The sequence below is a fragment of the Domibacillus iocasae genome (assembly GCF_001750285.1).
GTDB lineage: Bacteria > Bacillota > Bacilli > Bacillales > Domibacillaceae > Domibacillus > Domibacillus iocasae.
Map to the genome: position 1 here is coordinate 273,363 of NZ_MAMP01000022.1, position 26,718 is coordinate 300,080.

The 26,718-nt window shown below is 43.9% G+C and carries 31 protein-coding genes; 28 read left to right on the forward strand and 3 right to left on the reverse strand.

Features of this window, described 5'->3' with window-relative positions; genetic code table 11:
- Positions 1-4: 4 nt before the first annotated feature.
- From mtaB to BA724_RS12245, 25 genes are all read left to right on the forward strand, one after another.
- On the forward strand, positions 5-1,336 hold the full coding sequence (gene mtaB / locus BA724_RS12125; RefSeq protein WP_069938924.1) for a tRNA (N(6)-L-threonylcarbamoyladenosine(37)-C(2))-methylthiotransferase MtaB: 1,332 nt from the start codon (positions 5-7) through the stop codon (positions 1,334-1,336).
- A gap of 104 nt (positions 1,337-1,440) precedes the next feature.
- Positions 1,441-2,124 carry a deoxyribose-phosphate aldolase gene (deoC, locus tag BA724_RS12130; protein ID WP_069938925.1) on the forward strand — a complete coding sequence of 228 codons (684 nt, stop codon included), beginning with the start codon at positions 1,441-1,443 and terminating at the stop codon, positions 2,122-2,124.
- Between the two features lie 109 nt (positions 2,125-2,233).
- Positions 2,234-2,407 carry a 30S ribosomal protein S21 gene (rpsU, locus tag BA724_RS12135; protein WP_018393973.1) on the forward strand — a complete coding sequence of 58 codons (174 nt, stop codon included), beginning with the start codon at positions 2,234-2,236 and terminating at the stop codon, positions 2,405-2,407.
- A gap of 14 nt (positions 2,408-2,421) precedes the next feature.
- Positions 2,422-2,868 (forward strand): GatB/YqeY domain-containing protein, encoded by a 447-nt coding sequence (locus BA724_RS12140; protein ID WP_069938926.1) that lies wholly within the window; start codon positions 2,422-2,424, stop codon positions 2,866-2,868.
- Between the two features lie 199 nt (positions 2,869-3,067).
- Positions 3,068-3,772 carry an NfeD family protein gene (locus BA724_RS12145; protein ID WP_069938927.1) on the forward strand — a complete coding sequence of 235 codons (705 nt, stop codon included), beginning with the start codon at positions 3,068-3,070 and terminating at the stop codon, positions 3,770-3,772.
- Positions 3,773-3,787: 15 nt separating this feature from the next.
- Positions 3,788-4,783, forward strand: coding sequence for a flotillin-like protein FloA (floA, locus tag BA724_RS12150; protein WP_069938928.1), 996 nt, complete (start codon positions 3,788-3,790; stop codon positions 4,781-4,783).
- 66 nt (positions 4,784-4,849) lie between these two features.
- Positions 4,850-5,173: a hypothetical protein gene (locus tag BA724_RS12155; RefSeq protein WP_069938929.1), complete on the forward strand. Its 324-nt coding sequence runs from the start codon at positions 4,850-4,852 to the stop codon at positions 5,171-5,173.
- 51 nt (positions 5,174-5,224) lie between these two features.
- Positions 5,225-5,491, forward strand: a complete 267-nt coding sequence (locus BA724_RS12160) for a YabP/YqfC family sporulation protein (RefSeq protein WP_069938930.1) — start codon at positions 5,225-5,227, stop codon at positions 5,489-5,491.
- Positions 5,484-6,611 (forward strand): sporulation protein YqfD, encoded by a 1,128-nt coding sequence (locus tag BA724_RS12165; protein WP_069938931.1) that lies wholly within the window; start codon positions 5,484-5,486, stop codon positions 6,609-6,611. Before BA724_RS12160 ends, BA724_RS12165 begins: the two co-directional genes overlap by 8 nt.
- 25 nt (positions 6,612-6,636) lie before the next feature.
- Positions 6,637-7,626, forward strand: coding sequence for a PhoH family protein (locus BA724_RS12170; protein WP_069938932.1), 990 nt, complete (start codon positions 6,637-6,639; stop codon positions 7,624-7,626).
- The gene (gene ybeY, locus BA724_RS12175; RefSeq protein ID WP_069938933.1) at positions 7,610-8,080 is read left to right on the forward strand and encodes an rRNA maturation RNase YbeY; all 471 of its coding nucleotides are present in this window, start codon (positions 7,610-7,612) and stop codon (positions 8,078-8,080) included. The genes BA724_RS12170 and ybeY overlap by 17 nt, the downstream gene beginning before the upstream one ends.
- Positions 8,064-8,435 carry a diacylglycerol kinase family protein gene (locus BA724_RS12180; RefSeq protein WP_245676211.1) on the forward strand — a complete coding sequence of 124 codons (372 nt, stop codon included), beginning with the start codon at positions 8,064-8,066 and terminating at the stop codon, positions 8,433-8,435. The genes ybeY and BA724_RS12180 overlap by 17 nt, the downstream gene beginning before the upstream one ends.
- Before the next feature lie 13 nt (positions 8,436-8,448).
- Positions 8,449-8,850, forward strand: coding sequence for a cytidine deaminase (locus tag BA724_RS12185; RefSeq protein WP_069938935.1), 402 nt, complete (start codon positions 8,449-8,451; stop codon positions 8,848-8,850).
- Entirely contained in the window at positions 8,840-9,748 is a 909-nt protein-coding gene (gene era / locus BA724_RS12190; protein WP_069938936.1) for a GTPase Era, read from the forward strand. Before BA724_RS12185 ends, era begins: the two co-directional genes overlap by 11 nt.
- A gap of 23 nt (positions 9,749-9,771) precedes the next feature.
- Complete coding sequence (recO, locus tag BA724_RS12195; RefSeq protein ID WP_069938937.1) at positions 9,772-10,545, forward strand: DNA repair protein RecO; 774 nt, start codon at positions 9,772-9,774, stop codon at positions 10,543-10,545.
- 402 nt (positions 10,546-10,947) lie between these two features.
- Positions 10,948-11,838 carry a glycine--tRNA ligase subunit alpha gene (gene glyQ / locus BA724_RS12200; RefSeq protein ID WP_069939244.1) on the forward strand — a complete coding sequence of 297 codons (891 nt, stop codon included), beginning with the start codon at positions 10,948-10,950 and terminating at the stop codon, positions 11,836-11,838.
- On the forward strand, positions 11,831-13,897 hold the full coding sequence (gene glyS / locus BA724_RS12205) for a glycine--tRNA ligase subunit beta (protein WP_069938938.1): 2,067 nt from the start codon (positions 11,831-11,833) through the stop codon (positions 13,895-13,897). Before glyQ ends, glyS begins: the two co-directional genes overlap by 8 nt.
- A gap of 92 nt (positions 13,898-13,989) precedes the next feature.
- A complete protein-coding gene (gene ccpN, locus BA724_RS12210) occupies positions 13,990-14,628 on the forward strand; it encodes a transcriptional regulator CcpN (protein WP_069939245.1) in 639 nt (212 codons plus the stop codon).
- On the forward strand, positions 14,618-15,460 hold the full coding sequence (locus BA724_RS12215) for a pyruvate, water dikinase regulatory protein (RefSeq protein WP_069939246.1): 843 nt from the start codon (positions 14,618-14,620) through the stop codon (positions 15,458-15,460). Before ccpN ends, BA724_RS12215 begins: the two co-directional genes overlap by 11 nt.
- Positions 15,461-15,698: 238 nt before the next feature.
- Complete coding sequence (gene dnaG / locus BA724_RS12220) at positions 15,699-17,516, forward strand: DNA primase (protein WP_069938939.1); 1,818 nt, start codon at positions 15,699-15,701, stop codon at positions 17,514-17,516.
- Positions 17,517-17,548: 32 nt separating this feature from the next.
- Positions 17,549-18,676 (forward strand): RNA polymerase sigma factor RpoD, encoded by a 1,128-nt coding sequence (gene rpoD, locus BA724_RS12225; RefSeq protein WP_069938940.1) that lies wholly within the window; start codon positions 17,549-17,551, stop codon positions 18,674-18,676.
- A 101-nt stretch (positions 18,677-18,777) separates the two neighbouring features.
- Positions 18,778-19,311, forward strand: a complete 534-nt coding sequence (locus tag BA724_RS12230) for a hypothetical protein (protein WP_069938941.1) — start codon at positions 18,778-18,780, stop codon at positions 19,309-19,311.
- Between the two features lie 130 nt (positions 19,312-19,441).
- Positions 19,442-19,816, forward strand: coding sequence for a cytochrome c550 (gene cccA, locus BA724_RS12235; RefSeq protein ID WP_069938942.1), 375 nt, complete (start codon positions 19,442-19,444; stop codon positions 19,814-19,816).
- A gap of 97 nt (positions 19,817-19,913) precedes the next feature.
- Positions 19,914-20,621, forward strand: a complete 708-nt coding sequence (locus tag BA724_RS12240; protein WP_069938943.1) for a tRNA (adenine(22)-N(1))-methyltransferase — start codon at positions 19,914-19,916, stop codon at positions 20,619-20,621.
- On the forward strand, positions 20,608-21,726 hold the full coding sequence (locus tag BA724_RS12245; RefSeq protein WP_069938944.1) for a Nif3-like dinuclear metal center hexameric protein: 1,119 nt from the start codon (positions 20,608-20,610) through the stop codon (positions 21,724-21,726). Before BA724_RS12240 ends, BA724_RS12245 begins: the two co-directional genes overlap by 14 nt.
- A 33-nt stretch (positions 21,727-21,759) precedes the next feature.
- Here the strand turns inward: BA724_RS12245 and BA724_RS12250 are convergent, their stop codons facing one another.
- Positions 21,760-22,716, reverse strand: a complete 957-nt coding sequence (locus BA724_RS12250; RefSeq protein WP_069938945.1) for a 4-hydroxy-3-methylbut-2-enyl diphosphate reductase — start codon at positions 22,714-22,716, stop codon at positions 21,760-21,762.
- Between the two features lie 116 nt (positions 22,717-22,832).
- Positions 22,833-23,210 (reverse strand): VrrA/YqfQ family protein, encoded by a 378-nt coding sequence (gene vrrA, locus BA724_RS12255; protein ID WP_169818545.1) that lies wholly within the window; start codon positions 23,208-23,210, stop codon positions 22,833-22,835.
- A gap of 136 nt (positions 23,211-23,346) precedes the next feature.
- Between vrrA and BA724_RS12260 the strand changes: the two genes are divergently transcribed.
- Together BA724_RS12260 and BA724_RS12265 are read left to right on the forward strand one after the other, a co-directional pair.
- Positions 23,347-24,660 carry a DEAD/DEAH box helicase gene (locus BA724_RS12260; RefSeq protein ID WP_069938947.1) on the forward strand — a complete coding sequence of 438 codons (1,314 nt, stop codon included), beginning with the start codon at positions 23,347-23,349 and terminating at the stop codon, positions 24,658-24,660.
- 17 nt (positions 24,661-24,677) lie between these two features.
- On the forward strand, positions 24,678-25,580 hold the full coding sequence (locus BA724_RS12265) for a deoxyribonuclease IV (protein ID WP_069938948.1): 903 nt from the start codon (positions 24,678-24,680) through the stop codon (positions 25,578-25,580).
- On the opposite strand, the gene BA724_RS12270 is transcribed toward BA724_RS12265, so the two are convergent.
- Positions 25,570-25,836, reverse strand: a complete 267-nt coding sequence (locus tag BA724_RS12270; RefSeq protein WP_069938949.1) for a DUF2624 family protein — start codon at positions 25,834-25,836, stop codon at positions 25,570-25,572. The two genes, BA724_RS12265 and BA724_RS12270, sit on opposite strands and share 11 nt — an antisense overlap.
- Positions 25,837-25,943: 107 nt before the next feature.
- Between BA724_RS12270 and BA724_RS12275 the strand changes: the two genes are divergently transcribed.
- Positions 25,944-26,711: a metal ABC transporter ATP-binding protein gene (locus tag BA724_RS12275; protein ID WP_069938950.1), complete on the forward strand. Its 768-nt coding sequence runs from the start codon at positions 25,944-25,946 to the stop codon at positions 26,709-26,711.
- Positions 26,712-26,718: the final 7 nt, after the last annotated feature.

A 26,718-nucleotide genomic window follows, 5' to 3' on the forward strand; every position in this document is an offset into this window, starting at 1 on the left:
TTACATGCCAACAGTGGCATTTCATACGTTAGGCTGCAAAGTAAACCATTATGAGACAGAAGCAATCTGGCAGCTGTTCGAACAAAATGGCTACGAGCGGACGGATTTTGAAAAAACATCGGATGTATATGTCATTAATACGTGTACGGTGACAAATACAGGAGATAAAAAAAGCCGGCAGGTGATTCGCCGCGCCGTGCGCAAAAATCCAGATGCCGTCATTTGTGTAACAGGCTGTTATGCGCAGACGTCCCCTGCTGAAATTATGGCGATTCCAGGTGTGGATGTTGTCGTCGGTACCCAGGATCGCGTCAAAATGCTTGAGTATATTGAGCAGTTTAAACAGGAGCGCCAGCCAATTAATGCGGTCGGCAATATTATGAAAAACCGTGTCTATGAAGAATTAGATGTTCCGGCCTTTACGGACCGGACGCGGGCTTCGCTGAAAATTCAGGAAGGCTGTAATAATTTCTGTACATTTTGCATCATTCCTTGGGCGCGCGGCTTAATGCGGTCCCGTGATCCAGAAGAAGTGATCCGCCAGGCGAACCAGCTTGTTCAGTCCGGCTATCAGGAAATTGTCTTGACAGGTATTCATACAGGCGGCTATGGATCTGACTTTAAAGAGTATAATTTGGCGATGCTGCTTCGCGATCTCGAAGCAAAAGTACCAGGGCTAAAACGAATTCGTATTTCTTCGATTGAAGCAAGTCAGCTCACTGATGAAGTGATCGATGTAATCGACAAGTCGAACATTGTCGTCCGCCACTTGCATATCCCGCTTCAATCCGGTTCTGATACAGTATTAAAACGGATGCGCCGTAAATATACGATGGACTTTTTTGCTGATCGTTTAAATCGCTTGAAAAAGGCGCTTCCCGGCCTTGCTGTAACATCTGATGTGATTGTTGGATTCCCTGGCGAAACAGAAGAAGAATTTATGGAAACATACAATTTTATTAAAGAGCATCAATTTTCTGAGCTGCATGTCTTCCCCTATTCTAAGCGGACAGGAACGCCGGCAGCCCGGATGGATGATCAGGTCGATGAAGAGATCAAAAATGAACGTGTCCACAAATTAATTGCACTGTCAGACCAGCTTGCTAAAGAATACGCGGCACAATTCGAAGACGAAGTGCTTGAAGTTATTCCGGAAGAGCCTTTTAAAGAAGGAGGCGAAGGGCTTTACAGCGGCTATACTGATAATTATTTAAAAGTGGTTTTCCCTGCTCAAGAAGACATGGTAGGGAAAATTGTCAAAGTAAAAATAACAAAAGCAGGCTACCCATATAATGAAGGACAATTCGTCCGGGTGCTTGAGACGGTAAATGTGTAAAACCGGCAGATCTGCCGGTTTTTTTGTCTCTTTTCTCGCATGCCGCTTTGAATGATGGTAAAATGGAGAGGTACGGACAACTAACGGAAAGGGGATCATGTCAAATGATTACCGATACATTTGGAAATATCGCAAAAACGATTGATCATACGCTTTTAAAAGCAGATGCAACAAAAGAAGAAGTGGCAAAATTGTGTGAAGAAGCCAAACGGCACGGATTTGCTTCAGTCTGCATCAATCCGGCCCGCGTTAAGCAAGCAGCAGAATTGCTTCGTGGATCTGAAGTGAAAGTTTGTACGGTTATCGGATTCCCGCTCGGTGCAACAATTACTGAAGTAAAGGCATTTGAAACAAAAACAGCTATTGAGCATGGTGCGACAGAAGTCGACATGGTCATCAACGTCGGTGCATTAAAAGATGGTGACACTGAAACAGTAGAAAAAGACATTAAAGCGGTTGTAGCCTCGGCACAAGGAAAAGCACTTGTGAAAGTTATTATTGAGACGAGCCTGCTTACGAATAAGGAAAAGAAAACAGCTTGTGAATTAGCCGTAGCAGCCGGTGCTGATTATGTTAAAACATCAACAGGATTTTCGACAGCCGGCGCGACCGAAGACGACATCCGGTTAATGCGCGAGACGGTCGGACCGAAAGTCGGTGTAAAAGCATCAGGCGGTGTCCGGACGCAGCAAGATGCAATAACAATGGTTAAAGCGGGCGCAACACGAATTGGGGCGAGTTCAGGCATTGCGATTGTAACAGGCGTTGAAGGAGAAGCTGGCTACTAATTGTGCATCTTTTGTAAAGAAAGTTTCTTGACCGTGCTGGGTGCATGTATTATAATAGTTCAGTACATGGAATTTCCATCGTAATGTGTTCGGAGGGAGGGAAAAAGAAATGTCAAAAACTGTTGTTCGCAAAAACGAATCGCTTGAGGATGCTCTTCGCCGTTTCAAGAAAACTGTTTCTAAAACTGGCACCCTGCAGGAGTACAGAAAGCGCGAATTTTATGAAAAACCAAGCGTGAAACGCAAAAAGAAATCTGAAGCAGCTCGTAAACGTAAGTTCTAAGAGGAGGTTTTTTTATGAGTCTTCTCGGACGTCTTAATGACGAGATGAAGCAAGCGATGAAGAACAAAGAGAAAGAAAAACTGACAGTCATCCGCATGCTGAAAGCTGCATTGCAAAATGAAAGCATTAAAGCAGGCGGCCGCGACCTGACGGATGAGGAAGAACTGACAGTCCTTTCTCGCGAAGTGAAACAGCGCAAAGACTCCCTCCACGAGTTTGAAAAAGCCGGCCGTGAGGATCTTGTGGCCAAAATTCAGACTGAACTGACTTACGTGAACGAATATATGCCGGAACAGCTTTCAGAAGAAGAAGTGTCAGCCATTGTTGAAGAAACAATCGCTGAAACGGGTGCTTCTGCGAAAGCGGACATGGGAAAAGTGATGGCCGCGCTTATGCCGAAAGTAAAAGGCAAAGTTGATGGCTCACTCGTTAACCGGCTTGTCCAGCAAAAGCTTTCCTAAAAAAACTGCCGTCCAATCCTGGTCGGCAGTTTTTTTATTTTCAATTAAAAAGTACATCTTTTGGAATGATATCCAGCTCCAGATGATATCGCCGATAATCAGTCGCCTTACATTTTTATTTTATTTTTATGAAACTTTTTGCCTGTTTATTCCGTATACATGAGAAAGAACCGGCAGAAAGGCGGTGAGACATATCCAAATGAAAAAATGGGCAGGATTGCTGGCGGGGGTTCCATTTCTAATCGCATTTGATGGCAGCGGACTATTTATCGATTTTGCTACAAACCCAATTGTTGTTATGATTCTTTTATCGGTTATGCTAACAGGGTTTATTTTAGAATTATTTACTCCGGGCTTTGGAATACCCGGGGCTGCTGGCACGCTTGCATTGATCATTTTTACTGCAGGTCACTTCATGTCAGGGGATGCCGGTATTTTGACAGTGCTGCTCATTGTGGCTGGGGTTATCTTTATCTTGGCAGAAGTTATTTTGCCAGGTGGAATCGTAGGCTTTATTGGCTTCTTGCTTTTTGCAGCAGGCGTACTTTTTGCCGGGGTAAGTTTGCTTTGGACAGCCATTTCCCTCTTGATCGCCTTTTTGATCGCAACAGCAGCACTGATTTTAATGGTAAAGGTGTTGGGGAAAGAAATGAAATTTTTCAAAAAATTCATTTTAAGCGATTCGACGGATACAGAACAAGGATATGTATCAAACGTTACACGGACAGAATTAATCGGGAAAATGGGAAAGACAAAAACACCGTTGCGTCCATCTGGAACGGTAGTCATTGACGGAGAACGGGTTGATGCTGTCGCAGAAGGCGTATTCATTGCAGCTGGAAAAGAAGTTGCTGTGGTGAAAACGGAAGGTGTCCGTATCGTTGTAAGAGAGATTGAATCCTAAAGGAGGAATTACTTTATGTTTGCAGGCAACACCATTCTTTTAATCGCAGCTATTGTTGGTGCGATCATTTTACTAAGTATCTTATTAACACTTGTGCCCGTTGCACTTTGGATTTCAGCACTCGCGGCTGGAGTGAAAATCAGTATTTTTACGTTAATTGGTATGCGTCTTCGCCGTGTTATACCAAATCGAATTGTGAACCCGCTTATTAAAGCATCTAAAGCAGGACTTGGTTTAACGATCAATCAGCTTGAAAGCCATTATTTAGCCGGAGGGAATGTTGACCGTGTTGTCAATGCTTTGATTGCGGCGCACCGTGCAAATATTGAGCTGTCATTTGAACGTGCCGCTGCCATTGACCTTGCAGGCCGTGACGTACTGGAAGCTGTACAAATGAGTGTAAATCCGAAAGTGATTGAAACACCATTTATTGCAGGCGTGGCGATGAACGGTATTGAAGTGAAAGCGAAAGCGCGGATTACCGTAAGAGCCAATATTGACCGCCTCGTCGGTGGTGCAGGTGAAGAAACAATCGTTGCGCGTGTCGGCGAAGGGATCGTTAGTACAATTGGTTCCAGCGAACATCATAAAAAAGTACTTGAAAATCCAGATATGATTTCACAAACTGTCTTAAATAAAGGCCTTGATTCCGGAACGGCTTTTGAAATTTTATCCATTGATATTGCGGACGTCGATATCGGTAAAAATATCGGCGCCGAGCTGCAGACCGAACAAGCGGAAGCGGATAAAAACATCGCTCAGGCGAAAGCGGAAGAACGCCGTGCGATGGCTGTTGCGAAAGAGCAGGAAATGAAAGCGCGCGTTGAAGAAATGCGAGCAAAAGTTGTCGAAGCGGAAGCGGATGTGCCGCTTGCAATGGGTGAAGCGCTTCGTGCCGGAAATATCGGTGTGATGGATTACTTGAACATTCAAAACTTATCCGCAGATACGGATATGCGCGATGCGATCAGCGGTCTTGGCGACAAGAAAAAAGACCATAAAAATGACTAATTTAGCCGTAAGGGGGTCATTGCAATAGAAGTATTAATACTTACCGTTATTGCCGGTTTGATCTCGATGTTTTTTAATAAAAATGAGAAGCAGGAACCATCTAAAACGACCAAACAAAAAGTAGAGCGGAAAATAAAAGAAATGGCCGGACAACCGGAGAGAAAGCTGGCAGAAAAAACGTCAACTGTTATGGTTTCGACAGAACAAAAGCGTTCAACCACACCAAAATTAGTAAGGAAAGAAGAAAAGCCGGTTCGGTCCAGCCGAACCAACCAAATAAAGAAAAAAGAACCGATATCTGTTATTGAAACGTGGACGGGCGAAGACATGATTAAAGGAATTGTGTTGTCAGAAGTGCTTGGACCACCGAAGTCAAAACGCAAAAAGTGATGAGTGCCCCTTTTTTTTCATACATATATGAAAAAGAAAGGGGCGTTTTTTATGAAGTGGATGGGGAAAATGGCCGGTCTGCCGGAAGACGCTGTCGGGCGGATACCGAGGGTTGTCATAATCGGCAAGAGCAAGATAGCCGTTTACAATGCCGAGAAATTAGAACAGTTTACCGATCAATCCGTACGCATTCAACTGTCGGATGCCACGCTTGAAATACAAGGCAAGCTACTAGAAGTAATAGAACTAATGCCTGCTGAAGTGGTGATTGAAGGGAACATTACGTCAGTTTGTATGAAGGAAAAGAAACGTGGCTGACTTTTTTCTGACTGGCGCTGTAACCGTGTTGATTAGAGGAGAAGAAGCCCCATTGTTTCCAGGCAGACTACATCAACGCGGTGTCACCTTAAAAAACCTTCAATATAACCGCCAGAATGAGGTTCGATTTTGCCTGTCCATCCGGGATGTTGGACATCTTAGGAAGGAAGCAAGGCATTTTTCCGGTACAATTCGATTTGAAGAACGGACAGGTTTTCCATTTTTAAAAAAACGTCTTGTTCATTATGCCCCATTTTTTCTGGCAAGTATCTGCTTTTTTATCGTCATGATTCTTTTGTCTGCGATGATCATTCGAATTGATATACAAGGAGCAGATAGGGAATTAAAAGAGGACGTGCGGGCATTTTTGCGAAAAGAAGGCATTCGTGAAGGAGCGATTCGTTTAAATGATTTAGATGCGGAACAGATTTCCAGGCGTGCTGTTCAAGACATTCCTGGGATCGTGCGTTTTACAATTGAAAAAAAGGGTGTCGTTTATATCGTTGATGTTTCTGTTGAGAAAAAAGCGGAAAAATCTTTAGCTGGAAGCCGTCATTTAAACGCCTTAAAGTCGGGTGTTGTGCATGATTTATTTGTAGAATACGGCATATCAACAATTAGGCGGGGGGACTTTGTAGAAGCGGGAGACCGATTGATCACGGGAACGAAAAAGCAGCCGGCTGCTGGAACAGTAACAGCAGAAACATGGTATAAAGCCACAGTCACCCTTGGAAACGGCTCCTTGAAAACACGAAATGGGGAAAAAAGAAAAAGCATCTTTTTTTCGTTTGGAGAAAAAGAATTCAGCTTTTGGAAAGCTTCTCCGTTTCCAAAGCCAGTTCAGCTAGAAGAAAACAGCTATTCCTTTCATTTTTTTTCTTACCGATTGCCGGTTTCTTTGCGGACCGAAACCTATTATCCATTAAAGTCAGTCACAAGGATTGAATCTGAGGCGGAACAGGAGAAAAGAGCTATTCAGGCAGCAAAAGCTTCTTTAATGGCTGAACTGCCTAAAAAGGCGGTTATAATAGGCGAAAACGTTTTACAGAAGCGGGTTGAAAGTGGTAAAGTAAAGATGATTATACACTTCCAAGTACTAGAAAATATTGCAATTAACTAACGCGGCAGCTAAGGAGAATGATTGAATGCAGGAAGAACTGAAGTCAGCAGCCGTCGCTCTGGGCGACCAAAATGAAGCCGTCTTATTATTCGGCGTTTCCGATCGTCATTTAACGATTATGGAAGAAGAGTTCCACGTATCAATGGTTACACGGGGAGAAGCGGTTCATATATCTGGTTCTGTCCAAAGCGTTGAAAAAGCGCAGATTGTAGTGGAGCAGCTGCTAGGTGTCATTCGCAAGCAAATCAATATAAGTGAACGCGATGTCATTAACGCTGTTCAAATGGCTAAAAATGGCACGATAGAATATTTAGATGAATTATACGAAGAGGAAATAACGAAAAATGCCAAAGGTAAGTCCATCCGGATTAAAACGCTTGGTCAGAGGGATTATATTGAAGCGATTCGAAGTAAAGATCTCGTTTTCGGTATTGGACCCGCAGGAACCGGAAAAACGTATCTTGCTGTTGTAATGGCAGTGCGCGCATTAAAAAATAGCCGGGTCAAGCGTATTATTTTAACGCGGCCGGCAGTTGAAGCAGGCGAAAGCCTTGGTTTTTTGCCAGGGGATTTGAAAGAAAAAGTAGATCCTTACTTGCGTCCATTATATGATGCACTCCACGATGTACTGGGTGCGGAGCATACGGACCGGATGATCGAACGCGGAACTATTGAGATCGCGCCGCTCGCCTACATGCGCGGCCGTACATTGGATGATGCTTTTGTTATTTTAGATGAAGCACAAAATACAACCAACGCACAAATGAAAATGTTTTTAACGCGTCTCGGTTTTGGTTCAAAAATGGTTATCACCGGTGACCGGACACAAATTGATTTGCCTAAAGGGGCTGTTTCAGGACTCGTTTCGGCCGAGCGGATTCTTGAAAATACACATGGGATTTCGTTTGTACATTTAAATCAAACCGATGTCGTCCGTCATCCACTTGTAGCAAAAATGATTACAGCATATGAAAAAGCAGAAAAAGGAGATGGCGGGAATGGCACTCGTCGTTGATTTTTTAGACGAAACAAACGAGCTTGACGAAGGGGCGGAAAAGCTTTCTGAAGAATTGCTTCAGCTGGCGGCAGCGAAAGAATTGGTGCCGGATGGCAGTGAAGTGTCTGTTACGTTTGTGACAAACGATCGGATTCAAGAAATAAACCGTGACTACCGGGAAAAGGATGCGCCGACAGACGTCATTTCATTCGCGCTCGAGGAAATGGGTGAAGAGGAAGTAGCCATTACCGGTGCAGATTCGCCCAGAATTTTAGGCGATATTATTATTTCAATTGATCGGGCAAAAGAACAGGCAGAAGAGTACGGACATTCATTTGAACGGGAACTCGGTTTTTTAACGGTTCATGGCTTTTTGCACCTGCTTGGTTATGACCATATGAATGAGCAGGATGAAAAAGAAATGTTTGGTCGTCAAAAAGACATTTTGGATGCGTATGGACTTGAAAGATAATCAAACATTTAACGCAAAAAGACTTTTCTCTTCATTCCGTTTTGCTGGAAATGGGTTGAAGCTCGCGTTGCTTGAACCAAATATACGTGTTCACGCCGCTGCAGGTATTTTTGTATCTGCAGCGGGTTTTATTTTTGGACTGACACGGATCGAATGGTGTGTACTTCTTTTAACAATAGCGTGTGTGATTGCGCTTGAAATGGTAAATACAGCCATTGAAAAAACGGTAGACCTGGTGACCGAGGAATACAGGCCGCTCGCCAAGATGGCAAAAGATCTCGCGGCAGGAGCAGTCCTTATTTTTGCTTGTGCGGCGATTATCATCGGGTGCATTTTATTTATCCCGAAATTTTAACGAGGTGGACGATATGAATCAACAAAAGCTTATGGAAGCGGCAAAAGAGGCACGTGAAAGAGCGTATGTTCCTTATTCGAACTTTAAAGTCGGCGCTGCGCTGTTAACGAAAGGTGGAAAGATCTTCGGCGGCTGCAATATTGAAAATGCAGCATACAGCGTCGTGAACTGTGCCGAACGTACAGCCATTTTCAAAGCGTGGTCAGAAGGCGCGAGTGAATTTGCAGCTATTGCCGTTGTGGCTGATACAAAGAGACCAGTGCCGCCATGCGGTGCTTGCCGGCAGGTCATAGCTGAGCTCTGTCCGCCGGATATGCCCGTTATATTGACAAATTTACAAGGCGATGTGCAGATGCTGACAGTGTCAGAACTTCTGCCAGGTGCTTTTTCACCGGAGGATTTAAATGGAAAATAAAAAATATAAATCAGGCTTTATTTCAATTATTGGCCGGCCAAATGTCGGGAAATCGACTTTTTTAAATCGGGTGATCGGGCAAAAAATTGCCATTATGAGTGATAAGCCGCAGACAACTCGAAATAAAGTGCAGGGTGTCTTGACGACCGATGATGCTCAAATGGTTTTTATCGATACGCCAGGTATTCATAAACCGAAACATAAACTGGGCGACTTTATGATGAAAACGGCTATAAACACGCTAAGAGAAGTAGACCTTGTCCTTTTCATGATTAATGCGGAAGAAGGGTTTGGCGGGGGCGATGAGTTTATCATCGACAAGCTGAAAGATATAAAAACACCAATTTTCCTCGTTATTAACAAAATCGATCGCATTCATCCGGATAAGCTGATGGAACTCATCGTGCAATACAAGGAATTTCTTGATTTTGCTGAAATTGTACCAATTTCAGCTCTTGAAGGAAATAACGTGGACCGGCTGCTGGAGCAAATTCAAAAAATCCTTCCAGAAGGTCCACAATACTATCCGGCTGACCAGGTAACCGATCATCCGGAGCGATTTATCGTTTCTGAATTAATACGTGAAAAAGTATTGCATTTAACACGGGAAGAAGTGCCGCATTCGATTGCTGTAGTGATCGACAAAATTTCAAAACGTGACGGGAAAGACATGATTGATGTGATGGCAACGATTGTGGTGGAACGTGACTCGCAAAAAGGGATTGTAATTGGAAAACAAGGTGCGTTGTTAAAAGAAGTAGGCAAACGCTCACGTCAGGATATTGAGCATTTACTCGGTTCAAAAGTATTTTTGGAGCTGTGGGTAAAAGTTCAAAAAGATTGGCGCAACAAAGCAGCCAATCTGCGCGACTTCGGATTTAAAGAAGACGAATATTAATGTCCTGATAAGGAGTGGGCGGCATGCTTGAAAAATGGGAAGGCATCGTGCTCCGGACAAATGACTACGGCGAAACAAACAAAATTGTAACGATGCTGACACGTGAAAAAGGAAAAAAAGCAGCAGTTGCAAGGGGTGCGAAAAAAACAAACAGCCGCTTGTCAGGCGTCACACAGCCATTTACACATGGCTATTTTCTCGTGCAGGGCGGTAAAGGTCTCGGCACGATGCAGCAAGGGGAGGCGCTTGACTCCATGCGCCATATCCGTGAAGATTTATTGAAGACAGCGTACGCAGCCTATATTGTGGAATTAACTGACCGGACAACAGAGGATGGCCAAGCAGGCGCACCGTTGTTTGAACTTGTCCGCAAGAGTCTTGCGTACATTAACGATGGAGTAGATCCGGCCATTGTCACGAATATTTTTGAAATGAAAATGCTGTCGCAGGCAGGGCTGCGTCCGGAGTTATCTTCATGCGCGGTTTGTGGGGAAATGGAAGGCCGATTTGGTTTTTCTATTCGAGAAAACGGATTGATTTGCCATCGCTGTTTTGAAAAGGACCCATATTATCTGCCGCTCTCACCTGCCGCCATTCGGCTGCTTCGGCTTTTTTACTTTTTTGATCTGGACCGTCTCGGCACGATTGATGTAAAAGAATCCACGAAAAAAGAACTTCGGGCGGCTATTTCCATGTATTATGATGAGTACGCCGGCTTATATTTAAAATCTCGCCGTTTTTTGGAACAGATGGAGCGGTTTGAAGATGTCTTTAAAAAAGACGAGACGGATGATTGACAAAAAAGCTGTTTTGCATTACGTTTTAATAGACAAAAGCAAATAATCAAGTGCAGTGAAGGAAAGAAGTAGGCGTTATTCTCTTTCAAAGCGAGCCTGGGGCAGTGGAAGCCAGGTAAAGAAAGATGCTGAACAGGCATTCCGGAGCACGTTCTCAAGAAAGCGGCCATTACGGCAAATAGGGTGGAACCGCGGGTGATAAACCCGTCCCTATGTACACAATTTTGTGCTACATAGGGGCGGGTTTTTTTGTTTTTTTACATTGTCCAGCTTCAGGCGGCCAGTCCCTCGGTCATAAGTCTTCACAGCTGTGTGGCAAAGAACGCCACTTCGCTGGTCCGTTTTACGCCTGCCGGACCTGAACGGCCGTCTTGCGCTTTTCTATTTAAAGGAGGAATTACAGTGAATATTCAAGAGATGATTTTAACGCTTCAGAAGCATTGGTCGGACCAAGGCTGTATTTTAATGCAGGCATATGATGTGGAAAAAGGGGCCGGTACGATGAGTCCGTATACATTTTTGCGGGCGATTGGGCCGGAGCCTTGGAATGTGGCGTACGTAGAGCCGTCGCGCCGCCCGGCAGATGGCCGTTACGGCGACAACCCAAACCGGTTGTACCAGCACCATCAATTTCAAGTGATTATGAAACCGTCGCCGGACAATATTCAAGAATTATACTTGGATTCATTAAAATCGCTTGGCATTGATCCACTTGAGCATGACATTCGATTTGTTGAAGACAACTGGGAAAATCCGTCGCTCGGCTGTGCAGGCCTTGGCTGGGAAGTATGGCTTGATGGAATGGAAATCACTCAGTTTACGTACTTCCAGCAAGTGGGGGGGCTTGAGTGCAAGCCGGTATCTGTTGAAATTACATACGGTATTGAGCGCTTGGCGTCGTACATTCAAGATAAAGAAAATGTATTTGAATTGGAGTGGACGAATGGGTTTACCGTTCATGACATTTTTTATCAGCCAGAGTTTGAGCATTCAAAATATACATTTGAAACATCTGATCCGGACATGCTGTTTAACTTATTTGGTGTGTATGAAAAAGAAGCAAAACGCCAAATGGATGAAGGGCTTGTGCATCCTGCTTACGATTATGTTTTAAAATGTTCGCACGTATTTAATGTTCTTGATGCCCGGGGAGCGATTTCCGTTACGGAACGGACCGCTTATATTGGCCGGATGCGGAACCTTGCCCGCCAGGTAGCGAAAACATTTTATGAGGAAAGAGAAAAGTTAGGCTTCCCAATTTTAAATCGGAAAGGAGACGCAGCTCATGAGTAAGGATCTTTTATTGGAAATCGGTCTGGAGGAAATGCCGGCCCGATTTGTCACCCAATCAATGAAGCAGCTCGGTGAAAAAGTGAGCGCTTATTTAACAGAGTTAAACATTGAATTTGGAGAGGTTCACACTTTTTCAACACCAAGAAGGCTGGCGGTCATCGTTAAAAATGTATCAGAAGCGCAGGCAGATATTGATGAAGAAGCAAAAGGACCAGCGAAAAAAATCGCACAGACAGAAGACGGAGAATGGTCGAAAGCAGCCATCGGATTTGCAAAAGGCCAAGGTATGACAACGGATGATATTTATTTTAAAGAAATAAAAGGCGTGGAGTATGCGCATGTAAAGAAATTTATAAAAGGACAAGAAACAGCAGCCTTGCTTTCCGGCCTTGAACAGGTTATTTTGTCATTAACATTTGGCAAAAATATGCGCTGGGGCTCAAGCGATATTCGCTACGTCCGTCCAATCAAATGGGTCGTTGCTTTATTCGGCCAAAACGTCATTCCGTTCAGCGTGGCAGACGCACAAGCAGGAACTGAAACAGCCGGGCACCGCTTTTTAGGGGAACGGGTGGGCATTCAAGAAGCGTCTGCTTATGTGGATACATTAAAGCAGCAGTTTGTTGTTGTTGATCCGACTGAACGCCGCAACATGATTTTAGCGGGACTAAAGCAGCTGGAACAAAAAAATAACTGGACGATTCCGGTCGATGAATCACTGTTAGAAGAAGTCAACAACCTGGTTGAGTATCCGACAGCCCTGTCCGGTTCCTTTAACGAAGAGTTTTTGGAACTGCCAGAAGAAGTATTGATCACATCAATGAAAGAGCACCAGCGCTATTTCCCGGTGAAAAAAGCTGATGGTACACTGCTTCCGCATTTCATTACGATCCGAAACGGAAACAGTCATGCGATTGACAAAGTATCACGCGGCAATGAAAAAGTATTGCGCGCCCGTCTGGCAGATGCGGATTTCTTCTACAAAGAAGATCAAAAAACGCCAATCGCCGATTCTCTTCAAAAGCTTGAAAAAATTGTATATCATGAAAAAATCGGCACCCTATCCGAAAAAGTCACCCGGATCCGCCGAATTACAGCGAATATGGCTGAGTTAATGAATGAAACGAACGAGATCAAATCGCTTGCAGACCGAGCAGCAGAAATTTGTAAATTTGACCTAGTGACACAAATGGTCTATGAATTTCCAGAATTGCAAGGTATTATGGGAGAGAAATATGCCCGTCAAAAAGGTGAAAAAGAAGAAGTGGCTGTCGCTGTGAACGAACATTACATGCCACGCTCAGCGGATGATTCTGTTCCGTCAACAAAAACAGGTGCACTTGTCAGCATAGCGGACAAGCTTGACACGATTACAGCTTGTTTCGCGGTAGGCATTATTCCGACAGGCTCACAGGATCCGTATGCGCTTCGCCGGCAGGCAGCAGGCATTGTGCAGATAATGATGGAACACAATTGGAACGTGACGCATTCAGCCCTTATTTCCGCTGCCATTGAAGAAGTGCTGGCAGATAATATTGGTGATAAAGATGCAAAGGCGTTACAAGCGGAAATCAGCTCTTTCTTTGCACTTCGCATAAAACATATTTTGCAGGAAAAAGGAATCCGGTATGATATCATCGAAGCAGTTTTGACAAAAACAGGCACGCTGTCTGATATGGAAGAAACGGCTGCTGTTTTAATGAATCATAAAGAAGACACAGACTTTAAAGAAACAATGGAAGCATTAAGCCGTGTTGTCAATATTTCGAAAAAAGCGGATGGTGGCCGTGATGTGAATCCAGCGTTATTCGAAAATGATCAAGAAACAGCGCTGTACAATGAATACGTAAAGCTGCAAAACGAGTGGGAAAAAACGAATGCAGCAGAAGACCGCTACCAGCTGCTTGCGGTTCTTAAGCCGGCTATTGAACGTTATTTTGACAATACAATGGTTATGGCGGAAGAAGAAGCAGTGAAGCAAAACCGCCTTGCTGTTATGCAGCATCTAGCCTGCATTATTCTTGATTTTGCGGAAGTGCCGGCCGTCCTTGTAAAATAAATTGGTCTATCCTGCACTGCCCGCTGTTTATTCGGTGAGAATAAGCTATAATAATGAGATGAGATAAAACATCGGGGTCTATTTTGACAGGGGTGGTGAGGACAATCGAATTAAATAAACGGCAGGAAAAAATTCTGGAAATCGTCAAAGAAAACGGTCCGATTACCGGGGAACATATTGCCGATCAGCTAAGCTTAACCCGTGCGACGCTGCGTCCAGATTTGGCTATTTTAACAATGGCCGGATTTTTAGATGCGCGTCCGCGTGTCGGTTATTTTTATACAGGGAAATCAGGAACACAGCTGTTAACGGAAAGCTTAACAAAACTGTATGTTCGTGATTTCCAGGCTGTTCCAGTCGTTGTTAAAGAACAGTCAACGGTTTATGATGCCATTGTGACGATGTTTCTTGAAGATGTCGGAACCTTGTTTGTTGTGGATGAATCATTTTGCTTGTCTGGTGTTTTGTCAAGAAAGGATTTGCTTCGAGCAAGCATTGGCAAGCAGGATTTAACTACCCTCCCAGTAAACATTATCATGACACGTATGCCAAACATTGCCGTCTGTGAACGGGATGATTTGCTGCTCGATGTCGCCAAAACGCTTCTTGAAAAGCAAATTGACTGTGTCCCGGTCATTAAGAAAACAAGCAAAGGGCAGGAAGTGACTGGACGTGTAACGAAAACAACGATTACAAGGGCATTTGTATCGTTAACTGATGATGATCATTAAAAGAAAGGCGGCTACATACGTGAACGATCCGATCATTTATATCGTGTCTGATTCCGTCGGTGAAACGGCGGAACTCGTCACAAAAGCGGCTTTAAGCCAGTTCAGCGGCCCGCATGCCGTTATTAAACGGTTTCCTTATGTGGAAGACCCCACGCATATCGATGAGGTAATCACCCTTGCCACGGAGGATAAAGGTATTATTGTGTATACGCTTGTGAAACCGGATATCCGTGCATACATGATTGAGTCTGCGGAAGTGAATAATATAAAAGTATTTGATTTAATTGGTCCATTAATGGACCAGCTTGAATCCATGTATACGATGCAGCCATTATTTGAACCGGGGCTTGTCCGTCGACTTGATGAAGATTATTTCAAAAAAGTGGATGCGATTGAGTTTGCCGTTAAATATGATGATGGGCGGGATCCACGTGGATTATTAAAAGCAGATATCATTTTAATCGGTGTTTCGCGTACGTCAAAAACACCATTATCTCAATTTTTAGCTCATAAGCGGGTAAAAGTGGCAAATGTACCGATTGTACCAGAAGTGGACCCGCCGCAGGAATTATTTTCTGTACCGAAAGAAAAATGCATAGGCTTGAAAATCAGTCCGGAAAAATTAAATTCTATCCGCCGTGAACGACTTATTTCGCTTGGTCTCGATGACAGTGCAAGCTATGCGGATGTTGAACGGATCAAAAAAGAATTAACGTATTTTGAGGAAATTACAGCGAAAATTGGCTGTGATGTCATTGATGTCACAAATAAAGCGGTTGAAGAAACGGCAAATATTATTATGAGCCTGTATCGAAGCCGCAAAAGTACATAATCAGTCGATTATGTACTTTTCATTTTTGTGAAAATGTTCTATAATAGAAAATTGCGATAAAAAGTATTCGAAAAAGGTTTAGACCCCCCTTCAAAAGAATAAACTAAGTATGTAACCTCTCTTTTGATCGCATTTATACAATGAGGATTTCTTTTTAAGGACTTTTGTACGAAAAGAAGGATTCTATTCATATGTGTAGAATAAATAAAAAATACGATTTTACAGCTGGTGATGTCACATGTCTGGAAGAATTCCTGAAACAACGATTCAACAGATTAAACAGGGCGTCGATATCGCTGATGTGATCGGGGATTATGTTCAACTGAAAAAGCAAGGCCGGAATTATTTCGGCTTATGCCCATTTCACGGTGAAAACTCGCCGTCCTTCTCCGTGTCACCTGAGAAGCAAATTTACCATTGTTTTGGATGTGGCGCTGGAGGAAACGTATTTACTTTTTTAATGGAAATGGATAAAATTCCATTTCAGGAAGCTGCCGCCAGCCTTGCCGATCGTGCAGGCGTAGTACTTGATATTTCTCCATCAGAAAGCGAACAGCCAACAAAAACAGACGAAAATGACGATCTGTATGAAGCGCATGAACTGATGGCGAAATTTTACCGGCATCTGCTGCTGAACACTGAAGAAGGAAATGAAGCGCTTCGGTATTTACACGAACGTGGCTTTACGGAAGAGGACATTGACCGATTCCAAATTGGCTGGGCACTGCCGCAGCCTGAATTCGCACTGAACATTCTGAAGAAACGCGGCTTTTCCATTGAACGGATGGAATTAGCCGGGCTTTTGATCAAAAACGACGAAACGGGTCGTTATTTCGACCGGTTTCGAGGCAGGGTTATGTTCCCGTTGCATGATCAAAAAGGGCGTGTGGCTGGATTTTCAGGCCGTGATCTTCATAACGGACAGCCAAAATATTTAAATTCACCTGAAACACCTATTTTTCATAAGAGCAGTCTTCTGTACCATTTCAATGCAGCAAGGACTGCGATTAAAAAACAAAAACAATTTATCCTTTTTGAAGGGTTCGCGGACGTTATTGCTGCAGTGCGGGCTGGTTTCGATCAGTCCGTTGCAGTTATGGGTACAGCCTTGACTGAAGAACATATCAGGCAGTTAAAGCGTGTTTCCGATCAGGCCATTATTTGTTATGACGGAGATAACGCCGGTTTAAATGCTGCATACAAAGCTGCAAATATGCTGGCGAGTCACGATATATCTGTAAAAGTGACCGTTCTTCCTGAACAGCTCGATCCGGATGAATTTATTAAGCAAAAGGGAGCAGATGCTTTTTCTGCTTACGTAAAAGATTCTTCACTCACTTTCATGGCGTTTCAAATGGATTATTTAAAACGCGGGAAAAACATGCGGGATGATGAGCAGAAGTTTCAGTACATTGAAGAAGTGCTTGCAGAAATTGCCGGCTTGAAAAAAGCAGTGGAGCGCGACCATTATTTACGCCGTTTGGCTGATGAATTTTCACTTTCGCTGCAGGCGTTGCAGGAGCAAGAAAAAACGCTTTTTTTAAAAAAGCGTCCTTCAACGCCGGCGCTTCCGAAAAAAGAAGCATCAACTGCTGCTTTTTCACAGCGAGAGCGGGCAATTCGACAATATCCGCGTCATGAAACAGCGGAAAGAAGGCTGCTGGCACATATGTTCGCTGTTCCAGACCTTACGGAAAGAATTCGGGCCATGCTGGAAGGCGATCCGTTTTCAATTGATGAACATCAAGCGCTTTTTACGTACTTGCTTGGGTATTATGAACAAACAGAGGAACCGGATATGGCATCCTTTTTGTCTGTGCTGCAAGATGATCAGCTTCGGCGTTTAGCCGTTGATATTAGCTTAACAACCGTAAATGCTGAACCGGGTGAAGAAGAGCTGCGTGATTACGTAAAAGAAATTCAAAAGCAGCATCGCCGTTTTGAGATTGAAGAGAAAAAAAGAGAGCGTATTGAAGCGGAGAAACGCCACGATTATTTAGGTGCTGCACGCATTTTGAATGAAATTATTTCGCTCGAAAAATTGCTTGCCCGCTAAGATTGTCCAGGAAGTTGGAAGGAGGGGGACTAATGGCTGAAAAGTCAACACGTTCCAAAGAAACTGAATTAACACTTGATAAAGCAAAAGAACTCATTATTGAAACAGGTAAAAAAAGAGGGGAATTAACCTATAATTATGTGGCGGATAAACTTGCCTCATTTGAAGTGGATTCCGGACAAATTGATGAATTTTACGAATCCCTGACAGAACAAGGGGTCGAGCTTGTGGATGAAGAGGAAAGCAATGATGAAAACGATCCGAACATCCAAGAGCTTGAAAAAGAAAGTGAAGAATTTGATTTAAACGATTTGAGCGTTCCTCCAGGTGTAAAAATTAATGACCCGGTGCGCATGTACTTAAAAGAAATTGGCCGTGTCGATCTTTTATCCGCCCAAGAAGAAATTGAGCTTGCCCATCGCATTGAAGAAGGGGACGAGGAAGCAAAGCGCCGTCTTGCAGAAGCGAACTTGCGGCTTGTTGTCAGTATTGCCAAACGCTATGTAGGACGTGGAATGCTGTTTCTTGACTTAATTCAGGAAGGGAACATGGGACTTATTAAGGCAGTTGAAAAATTTGACTACCGTAAAGGATTTAAATTTAGCACGTATGCTACTTGGTGGATTCGTCAGGCCATTACTCGTGCAATCGCCGACCAGGCACGTACAATCCGGATACCGGTTCACATGGTTGAAACGATTAACAAATTAATTCGTGTTCAGCGCCAGCTCTTGCAGGATCTTGGCCGGGAACCAGCACCGGAAGAAATTGCAGAAGAAATGGACTTAACCCCGGAAAAAGTGCGCGAGATTTTAAAAATTGCCCAAGAGCCTGTTTCACTTGAAACACCTATTGGGGAAGAAGATGATTCGCATCTTGGTGATTTTATTGAAGACCAGGAAGCGACATCCCCGTCTGAACATGCTGCATACGAACTGCTGAAAGAGCAGCTTGAGGATGTTCTTGATACGTTAACAGACCGGGAAGAAAATGTACTTCGCCTTCGCTTTGGGCTTGATGACGGCCGGACCCGGACACTTGAAGAAGTAGGCAAAGTATTCGGTGTGACGCGTGAACGAATTCGTCAAATTGAGGCAAAAGCGCTCCGGAAGCTTCGTCACCCGAGTCGCAGTAAGCGCCTTAAAGATTTCTTAGAGTAAAATGAATCACCAGCCGGGTTTTCCCGGCTTTTTTTATGCAGGAAATCAGTACAATTGTATCTCGTCACGAATGATTATTGTATATTGGGGTGTGACGCCGGATGAAACCAGATAAAAAAGATATTATTATTCAAGAAATCCTTCTTTGGAAAGAAAATCATATGCTGCCGCCGCATTATTGTGATTATTTACTTGCGCTTTATACGCAAGGAGAAGAATTTACGGAATCCGGCAGACGCGCCCGAGTGAAACGCGTTCAGATGACAACAGCGGCACTCGCTATTACGCTTTTGCCAGTTGCTGTATTTATACTTTATTTTACGGAATTGTCTTTTCTTTTGCAAACAGTGATTTTGACAAGTTTTGTCGGAAGCCTGTTGCTGTTAGCTATTTATTTTTCGCGAAAAAAAGTGCTGGCACCATTACTTTTTCTTGGGGCGGCGATCTTGCTGCTCTTGCTTTCCTTGGAACTCAACACACAGGTGTTTGAAAAAAATCCTTACACTTTATATGGTCTGCTTTCTTTAAATTGCCTTCTTTGGATTTATACAGGCGTAAAATTAAGACTGCTTTATTTTTCCATCTCCGGCGCTCTTGGCTTTCTTGTGATTCTTTTTTTCCTGGCAAGTGGCTGAAATGTGTCGGAATTGCGACAGAACAAAAAAAATTTAAGTAAGCCTTTTCCAAAGAATGATTTTCAAGTAAAATGATAGGTGTTTATACTTTTTGATTAACACGTATACATAAAAGAGAGGGGTAAACAACATGAATCGCAATCCGTTAATTCCATTTTTATTAATTGCTGTATTCGGACTTGGGTTAATGTTCTTCTTGTCATTGGACGGAATCGACAATGCAAAAGAAGTGGCCGAGGAAGAAAAAGCTGCTGAAGAAGGCGGCGGAGAAACAGCAGCGGGCGGAGAATTTGATCCGGAAGCGCACTACCAGTCATCTTGTATCAGCTGTCATGGCAGCAGCTACGAAGGTGGCGCTGGTCCATCACTTGTTGGTGTGGGCGATAAGCTTTCACAAGAAGAAATCCAGGATATCGTTGTAAACGGTAAAGGCAGTATGCCGCCAGGGCTTGTTCCAGAGGAAAATGCTGAAGCAATGGCTGCTTGGCTTGCTGAAATTAAATAATGAATGAGAATGGGGCCCTTGTATTGTGCAAAGGCCTTTTTCTTTTTGAAAATATGATAAAATAGGAAAGAATTTTAATAAAAAGCGGTGAATGTAGATGAACAGCAATCAATTATCAAAACGATTAGAAATGGTCGCCTCTTTTATCCAGCCTGCCAGAACATTTGCGGATATTGGATCGGATCATGCTTATCTTCCTTGTTACGCAGTGAAAAAAAAGCTGGTAGACCGGGCCGTGGCTGGAGAAGTAGTGGAGGGACCCTTTCAATCTGCCAGGCGTCAAGTATTATTAGAAGGGCTGTCAGGACAGATTGATGTCCGTAAAGGAAGCGGTCTTGCTGTTTTAAAGACTGGAGAAGTAGAATGTGTTGCCATTGCCGGAATGGGAGGACCGTTAATTGCCTCGATTTTAGAAGATGGAAAAGAAAAGCTGCCAGGGGTAAAAAAGCTTGTTCTGCAGCCGAATATAGCAGGGCATGCCATCCGGGGTTGGCTTGATGCGAATAATTGGACTATTGAACAGGAAGAGATTTTAGAAGAGGACGGAAAAGTATATGAAGTAATCAGCGCAGCAGCGGGGTCTTCACAACGGTTATCCGAGAAAGAAATTTATTTTGGTCCAGTATTAATGAAGCGCCAAAATGAAGCATTTAAATTAAAATGGAATCGGGAACTCGAGCAAATTAAACTAGTACTCAGCCGGTTGTCAGCTGCACAAAATAATGAAAGCAACGAAAAGAAAAAACATGAACTGGAACAAAAAAAGCAATGGATTAAGGATGTGATGAACGATGAAAATACCTAATGGACATGAAATTATTCAGTTATTCGAACGGTTTTCACCGAAATCATATGCAATGGATGGCGATAAAGTTGGGTTGCAGATCGGCCGCTTAAACAAGCCGTGCGCGCGTGTCATGATTGCGCTTGATGTGCTTGAAAGTGTAGTGGATGAAGCCATTGAAAAAAACATTGATTTGATCATTGCACATCACCCGATCATTTATCGGCCGCTCGCTTCCATTCAGACGGAACAAACAGCAGGGCGGGTCATTGAGAAGCTAATCAAGCATGATATTGCGGTTTATGCGGCTCATACAAATCTGGATGTGGCCAGAGGCGGCGTCAATGATTTATTAGCAAGTGCGCTTGGCCTCATCGATACAGAGGTACTCGTGCCAACAGTGACAGAAGAGCTTCGGAAGCTGGCTGTTTTTGTGCCGGTGGATTACGCAGAAACGGTGAGAGCCGCACTTGGGAAAGCAGGAGCAGGTTTTATTGGAAAGTACAGCGAATGTTCATTCTCTCAAGTGGGGACAGGCCGTTTTCAGCCGGAAGACGAGGCTAATCCGTTTATTGGCCGTGCGGGCCAGTTGGAAGAAGTGCAGGAAGAAAAAATCGAGGTGATTTATCCTGCTCAGCTGGAGAAAAAAGTGCTGGGCGCAATGTTTAAAGCACATCCATATGAAGAAGCAGCTTATGACATCTATTCTCTCGAAAATAAAGGCGAATCGCTTGGTCTTGGCCGAATTGGCCTGCTGCCTGAAGAGATGACACTTGAGCAATTTGCGAAGCACACAAAGGAATCTCTTGAGTCTGGCGGTGTCCGTGTCGTGGGTGATATGGCGCGACCTGTCCGGAAAGTGGCAGTGCTTGGAGGAGATGGGAATAAATATTGGCAGGCTGCACTGCGCAAAGGAGCAGACGTATATGTGACAGGTGATCTTTATTACCATACAGCACATGATGCAGATGCTGAAGGGCTGGCCGTTGTTGATCCAGGCCATAACGTGGAAAAAGTGATGAAAAAAGGCGTCGAGGCTATGCTTCACGAGCAGGCGTCCAAACAAAAATGGGCCGTTGCCTTTGTCGCTTCTGCTGTAAAAACAGATCCGTTTCAATTCCTATAAAAAAGCAGCTCCGGGAAAAATCGGAGCTGCTTTTTAACGTGATGTTAACGTGGATTTTTTGACTTTCGGCAAAATTTTCTCAAGCGGTACTTTCCGTTCGCGGACCCAGGTGGATTCATCCTCTGGATCAAATGCTTCTAAAAACTGAATGACTTCTTTAACGATTGGAGTTGGTGTGGAAGCGCCAGCTGTAACGGCAGCCGTTTTGGCTTTTTTCAGCCACTCAATATCAATCTCAGATACATCAGACACACGGTACGCATTTGTGCCGGCAATTTCAATTGACACTTGCGCCAGACGATTTGAGTTATTGCTTTTTGGATCGCCAACGACAATGAGCACATCTGCGGCACCTGCTTGCTCCGCTACCGCTTCCTGGCGCACTTGTGTCGCAAGGCAAATTTCTTTATGCATTTCAGCGTGCGGGTATTTTTCTTTAATGGCGTCCATAATATCTACCACATCCCACTGGCTCATCGTTGTCTGGTTTGTGACAATAATTTTATCGTTTTTCATGTCAAGCGCGTTAACGTCATCGGCATTTTCAACGAGGTGAACAATTTCCGGTGCAACGCCAACAGCGCCTTCCGGTTCTGGATGCCCTTTTTTACCGATGTAAATGACGTGGTAGCCCTCTGCTTTTTTGGCACGAATCAAGTCATGAGTGACCGTCACGTCCGGGCAAGTCGCATCGATCGTCGTTAAATTCTTTTGACGGGCGATTTCGCGTACTTCCGGCGAAACACCGTGAGCTGTATAAATAATGGTGCCTTCTGTCACCTGCTCAATAATTTCTTTTCGGTTTTTTCCATCTAGTGTGATGATGCCGTCTGCTTCAAAGGCATCTGTCACATGTTTATTGTGGACAATCATACCTAAAATATAAATAGGACGCGGCAACGTTTTATCGAGAGCGGCGTTGCGGGCGATGACCATCGCATCAACGACACCGTAACAATAACCGCGGGGTGAAATTTTAATAATTTCCATACAGCAGCCTCCTCTATCTTCTCTTTTCTATTATAAAGGAGAAATCAATGAAAACAAAGTGCAGGCTGTTGACAAACGCCTGCTTTCTGACTTTGTTTACACTCTGAACAAAATGATCAACTAATCCGGCCGGGAAACCAAGGGACAGACTCAGCAGTGCGTTTGCTTTCTCGTTTCGGAGGAGCACTTTCTTTTTTAGGAGTCTCACTTGTTTGCTCATCTTTACTGTCCGGATCCGGCATCGATTGAACTGCGCGGTATAATTTCCACATGGCCGGCAAGTTTTTAACAAGTGGTCCATATTGGTCAATAAGCGGTCTCATTTGCTCGGCAGTGGCCATAACTTGTCTTGCTTGATCAAGCCACTTTCCAGATTTCGCGGCAGTACCCGCGGCAGTACCTAAAAACGGCAGCGGCGACTGGACAGGCGGGGGAGGAGGATATGGATAGAAAAAGCCGCGGCGAGCATTCGGTGCATATCGGTGCAGCAACATAGTCACCCTTTCCTTTTTCTCTATCATATTCATTCGGGAAATGACTTGTGCGTAAACCTTCTTTTGCTTTCTCGCCGCTTTTAGTATATTATCGTAACGTGCATAAACTTTGAACGTGAAAGGAAATTGATGCCACATGGCAAATCATACATTTGAACAATACGGGCTTAAACCGTTTATTTATAAAGGAATTGAAGCATTGCGCTTTAAGGAGCCCACACCGATTCAGCGCAACATGATCCCGCTTATTTTAAAAGGGGAAAGTGCGATTGGCCAGTCCCAAACTGGAACAGGAAAAACACATTCATATGTGCTGCCAATTTTAAACCGTATTCAAACGGATAAAAAAGAAGTACAGGCTGTCATCACAGCCCCAACGCGTGAACTCGCTACCCAGATTTATCAGGCATTTCAAAAAGTGGCCAAGGAGTCGGAAGAAGAAATTTCTGTTCGTCACTTTGTCGGCGGAACGGATAAAAAAAGAGACGCGGAACGGTTGAAAAATCCGCCGCACATTATGGTCGGAACACCAGGGAGAATTGCTGATCTTATTGGTGACAATGCAATTTCGGTTCATAAAGCCGATATGCTTGTCGTCGATGAAGCGGATTTAATGCTGGATATGGGCTTTATTAATGATGTTGACCGAATTGCCTCGGGTATGCCTGAACAGCTCGGCATGTTTGTTTTTTCTGCTACCATTCCGCAAAAGCTAAAGCCGTTTTTGAAAAAGTATATGGAGAATCCGGAATATGTGCATATTGAACCAAAACAAGCATCTGCTGCAAATATTGAGCACTTGCTTATTCCAGCGAAAAGCCGTGACAAAGTAAATGTTGTGTACGATTTATTAAAAGCATTCAATCCGTATTTAGCGGTTATTTTTACAAATACGAAACAAAAAGCGGACGAAGTGGCGGATAAGCTGGCGGAAAAAGGTTTAAAAACCGGCCGGATTCACGGAGATCTGCCGCCGCGTGAACGGAAAAAAATGATGAAGCAGGTTCATGATCTCGAGTATCAATATATCGTCGCCACTGATTTGGCCGCACGTGGAATTGATATTGAAGGCGTCAGCCATGTCATTAACTATGAATTGCCTGCCGACCTTGATTTTTACATTCACCGCGCGGGACGGACTGCCCGTGCCGGCGCATCGGGTATTTGTGCGACGGTTTATTTACCGGCGGATGAAGATGCGATCGCTAAGCTTGAAAAGCGTGACATCACGTTTTCGAACGGGGATATTCGTGACGGGGAAGTAGTAGAAACAGCAGATCGAAACCGCCGGAAAAAGCGTGAGAAAAAAGAAGACAACTTGAACCCGAAAGTAAGAGCGGTCACAAGCCGTCCTCAAAAAGTAAAGCCGGGCTATAAAAAGAAACGGAAAATGGAAGTCGCTAAAATTGAAAAGCGCCAGCGTCGTATTGATGCCCGTAATAAAAAGTAACAGGGAGTTTTTGAAGAATGCTGAAAATTGGATCGCATGTATCAATGAGCGGCAGGAAAATGCTGCTGGGTGCCAGTGAGGAAGCTGTTTCTTACGGGGCATCTACTTTTATGGTTTATACGGGCGCACCACAAAATACACGCCGGAAGCCGATTGAAGACTTAAATATTGAAGCGGGCCGACGTCACATGGAGCAAAACGGTATCGATGAGATTGTTGTCCACGCCCCTTATATTATTAATCTTGGCAATACAATTAAGCCGGAAACCTTTCAGCTTGGCGTTGATTTTCTCCGCATGGAAATTGAACGGTCAACAGCCATCGGTGCCAGCCAGATTGTGCTTCATCCCGGCGCTCACGTCGGCGCGGGGACGGAAGCGGGATTAAAGAAAATTGCGGAAGGCTTGAATGAAGTACTAGAGCAAAATCAGAAGATTCAAATCGCGCTCGAAACAATGGCTGGAAAAGGGACGGAATGTGGACGGCAATTTGAAGAAATTGCGATGATTATGGATATGGTCAATCAAAATGATAAGCTGTCTGTCTGCTTTGATACATGCCATACACATGACGCCGGTTATCATGTCCGGGAAGACTTTGATGGTGTGCTGGAACAATTTGACCGGATTATTGGTGTGAACCGTATAAAAGTCCTTCATATTAACGACAGTAAAAATGAGCGCGGTGCCGGAAAAGATCGTCATGAAAATATTGGCTTCGGTCATATCGGCTTTGATGCGCTTTCTTATATCGTGCATCATCCGCAGCTTTTAAACGTTCCAAAGATTTTAGAAACGCCGTATATCGGTGAAGATAAAAACACAAAAAAACCGCCCTACCTTCAAGAAATTGCGATGCTTCGCGCAAAGCAGTTTGATGAAAGCGTGCGGGAAAAAGTTACAGCGGAAGTTACAATTTAAGAAAATGCATATATGGACGGAGCATCATTTCAAGGGCTGCTGCTTCTCGTTTACCGAGAATTGCTTCAGCTGCTTGAAACAGCTCGGTCCTTTTTTCTTCGGAAAATAAATCGACTTTATGATTCGCCAGCCATTCAATAAACTGATCGGCCTGTTTTTCTGTCAATGCCACCTTGAACTTTTTCGCTTGTTCCATAAGTTCGGCTTTCGTAATAGACTGCACGCGCTGATTGACGATTTGATGAAGAGGCTGCATAATCTGCTCCTTTCCTAAGTTCACTTCATTTACTTGAAAGCGGCCATCCTGTATACTGTATAGTGTTTAAATCGTAATCATTCTTACCTTTAAAGGAGTTACTACATATGAAGGAAAAACCGCCTGTCATTGATATACGCGACGTGAACTTTCGTTATGACCGCGAAAATGTACTCGAGCATATCAATTTATCGATTCCACAAGGTGCCTTCGTCGGCCTGGTTGGGCCAAACGGATCTGGAAAATCAACACTGTTAAAAATTATCTTAGGCTTATTAAAAGCAAAAGAAGGGGGTGTTGAACTTTTTGGCATACCCCAGGATAAATTTAAAGAATGGGACCGGATCGGTTTTGTTTCACAAAAAGCAAATTCGTTTAACACAGGTTTCCCAGCAACGGTTTCTGAAGTAGTCATGGGCGGATTAACAAAAAAAATCGGCTTGTTCCGTCGTCCTGGCCAAAAAGAAAAAGAGGCAGTCGCCCAGGCTGTCCGGGCTGTCGGGATGGAAACATTTTTAACGCGGAATATTGGAGACTTATCTGGCGGCCAGCAGCAGCGTGTTTTTATTGCGAGAGCCATTGTATCCAATCCATCCATTTTAATTTTAGATGAGCCGACTGTTGGTGTGGACAGCCAAAATGTCGATTCATTCTATCGTATGCTGACGCAATTAAACCAAGAACTCGGCATTACTCTTTTGCTTGTCACGCATGATATTGGCACAATCACTGATAAAGTCACACACGTGGCCTGCCTGAATAAATATTTGCATTTTCATGGCAGTATGAAACAATTTGTGGAGTTAGATGAACAGGAACTGTCTGATTTGTACGGACACGGCATTCGCCTGCTTGATCACCACCACGATCATTGAAGGGAAG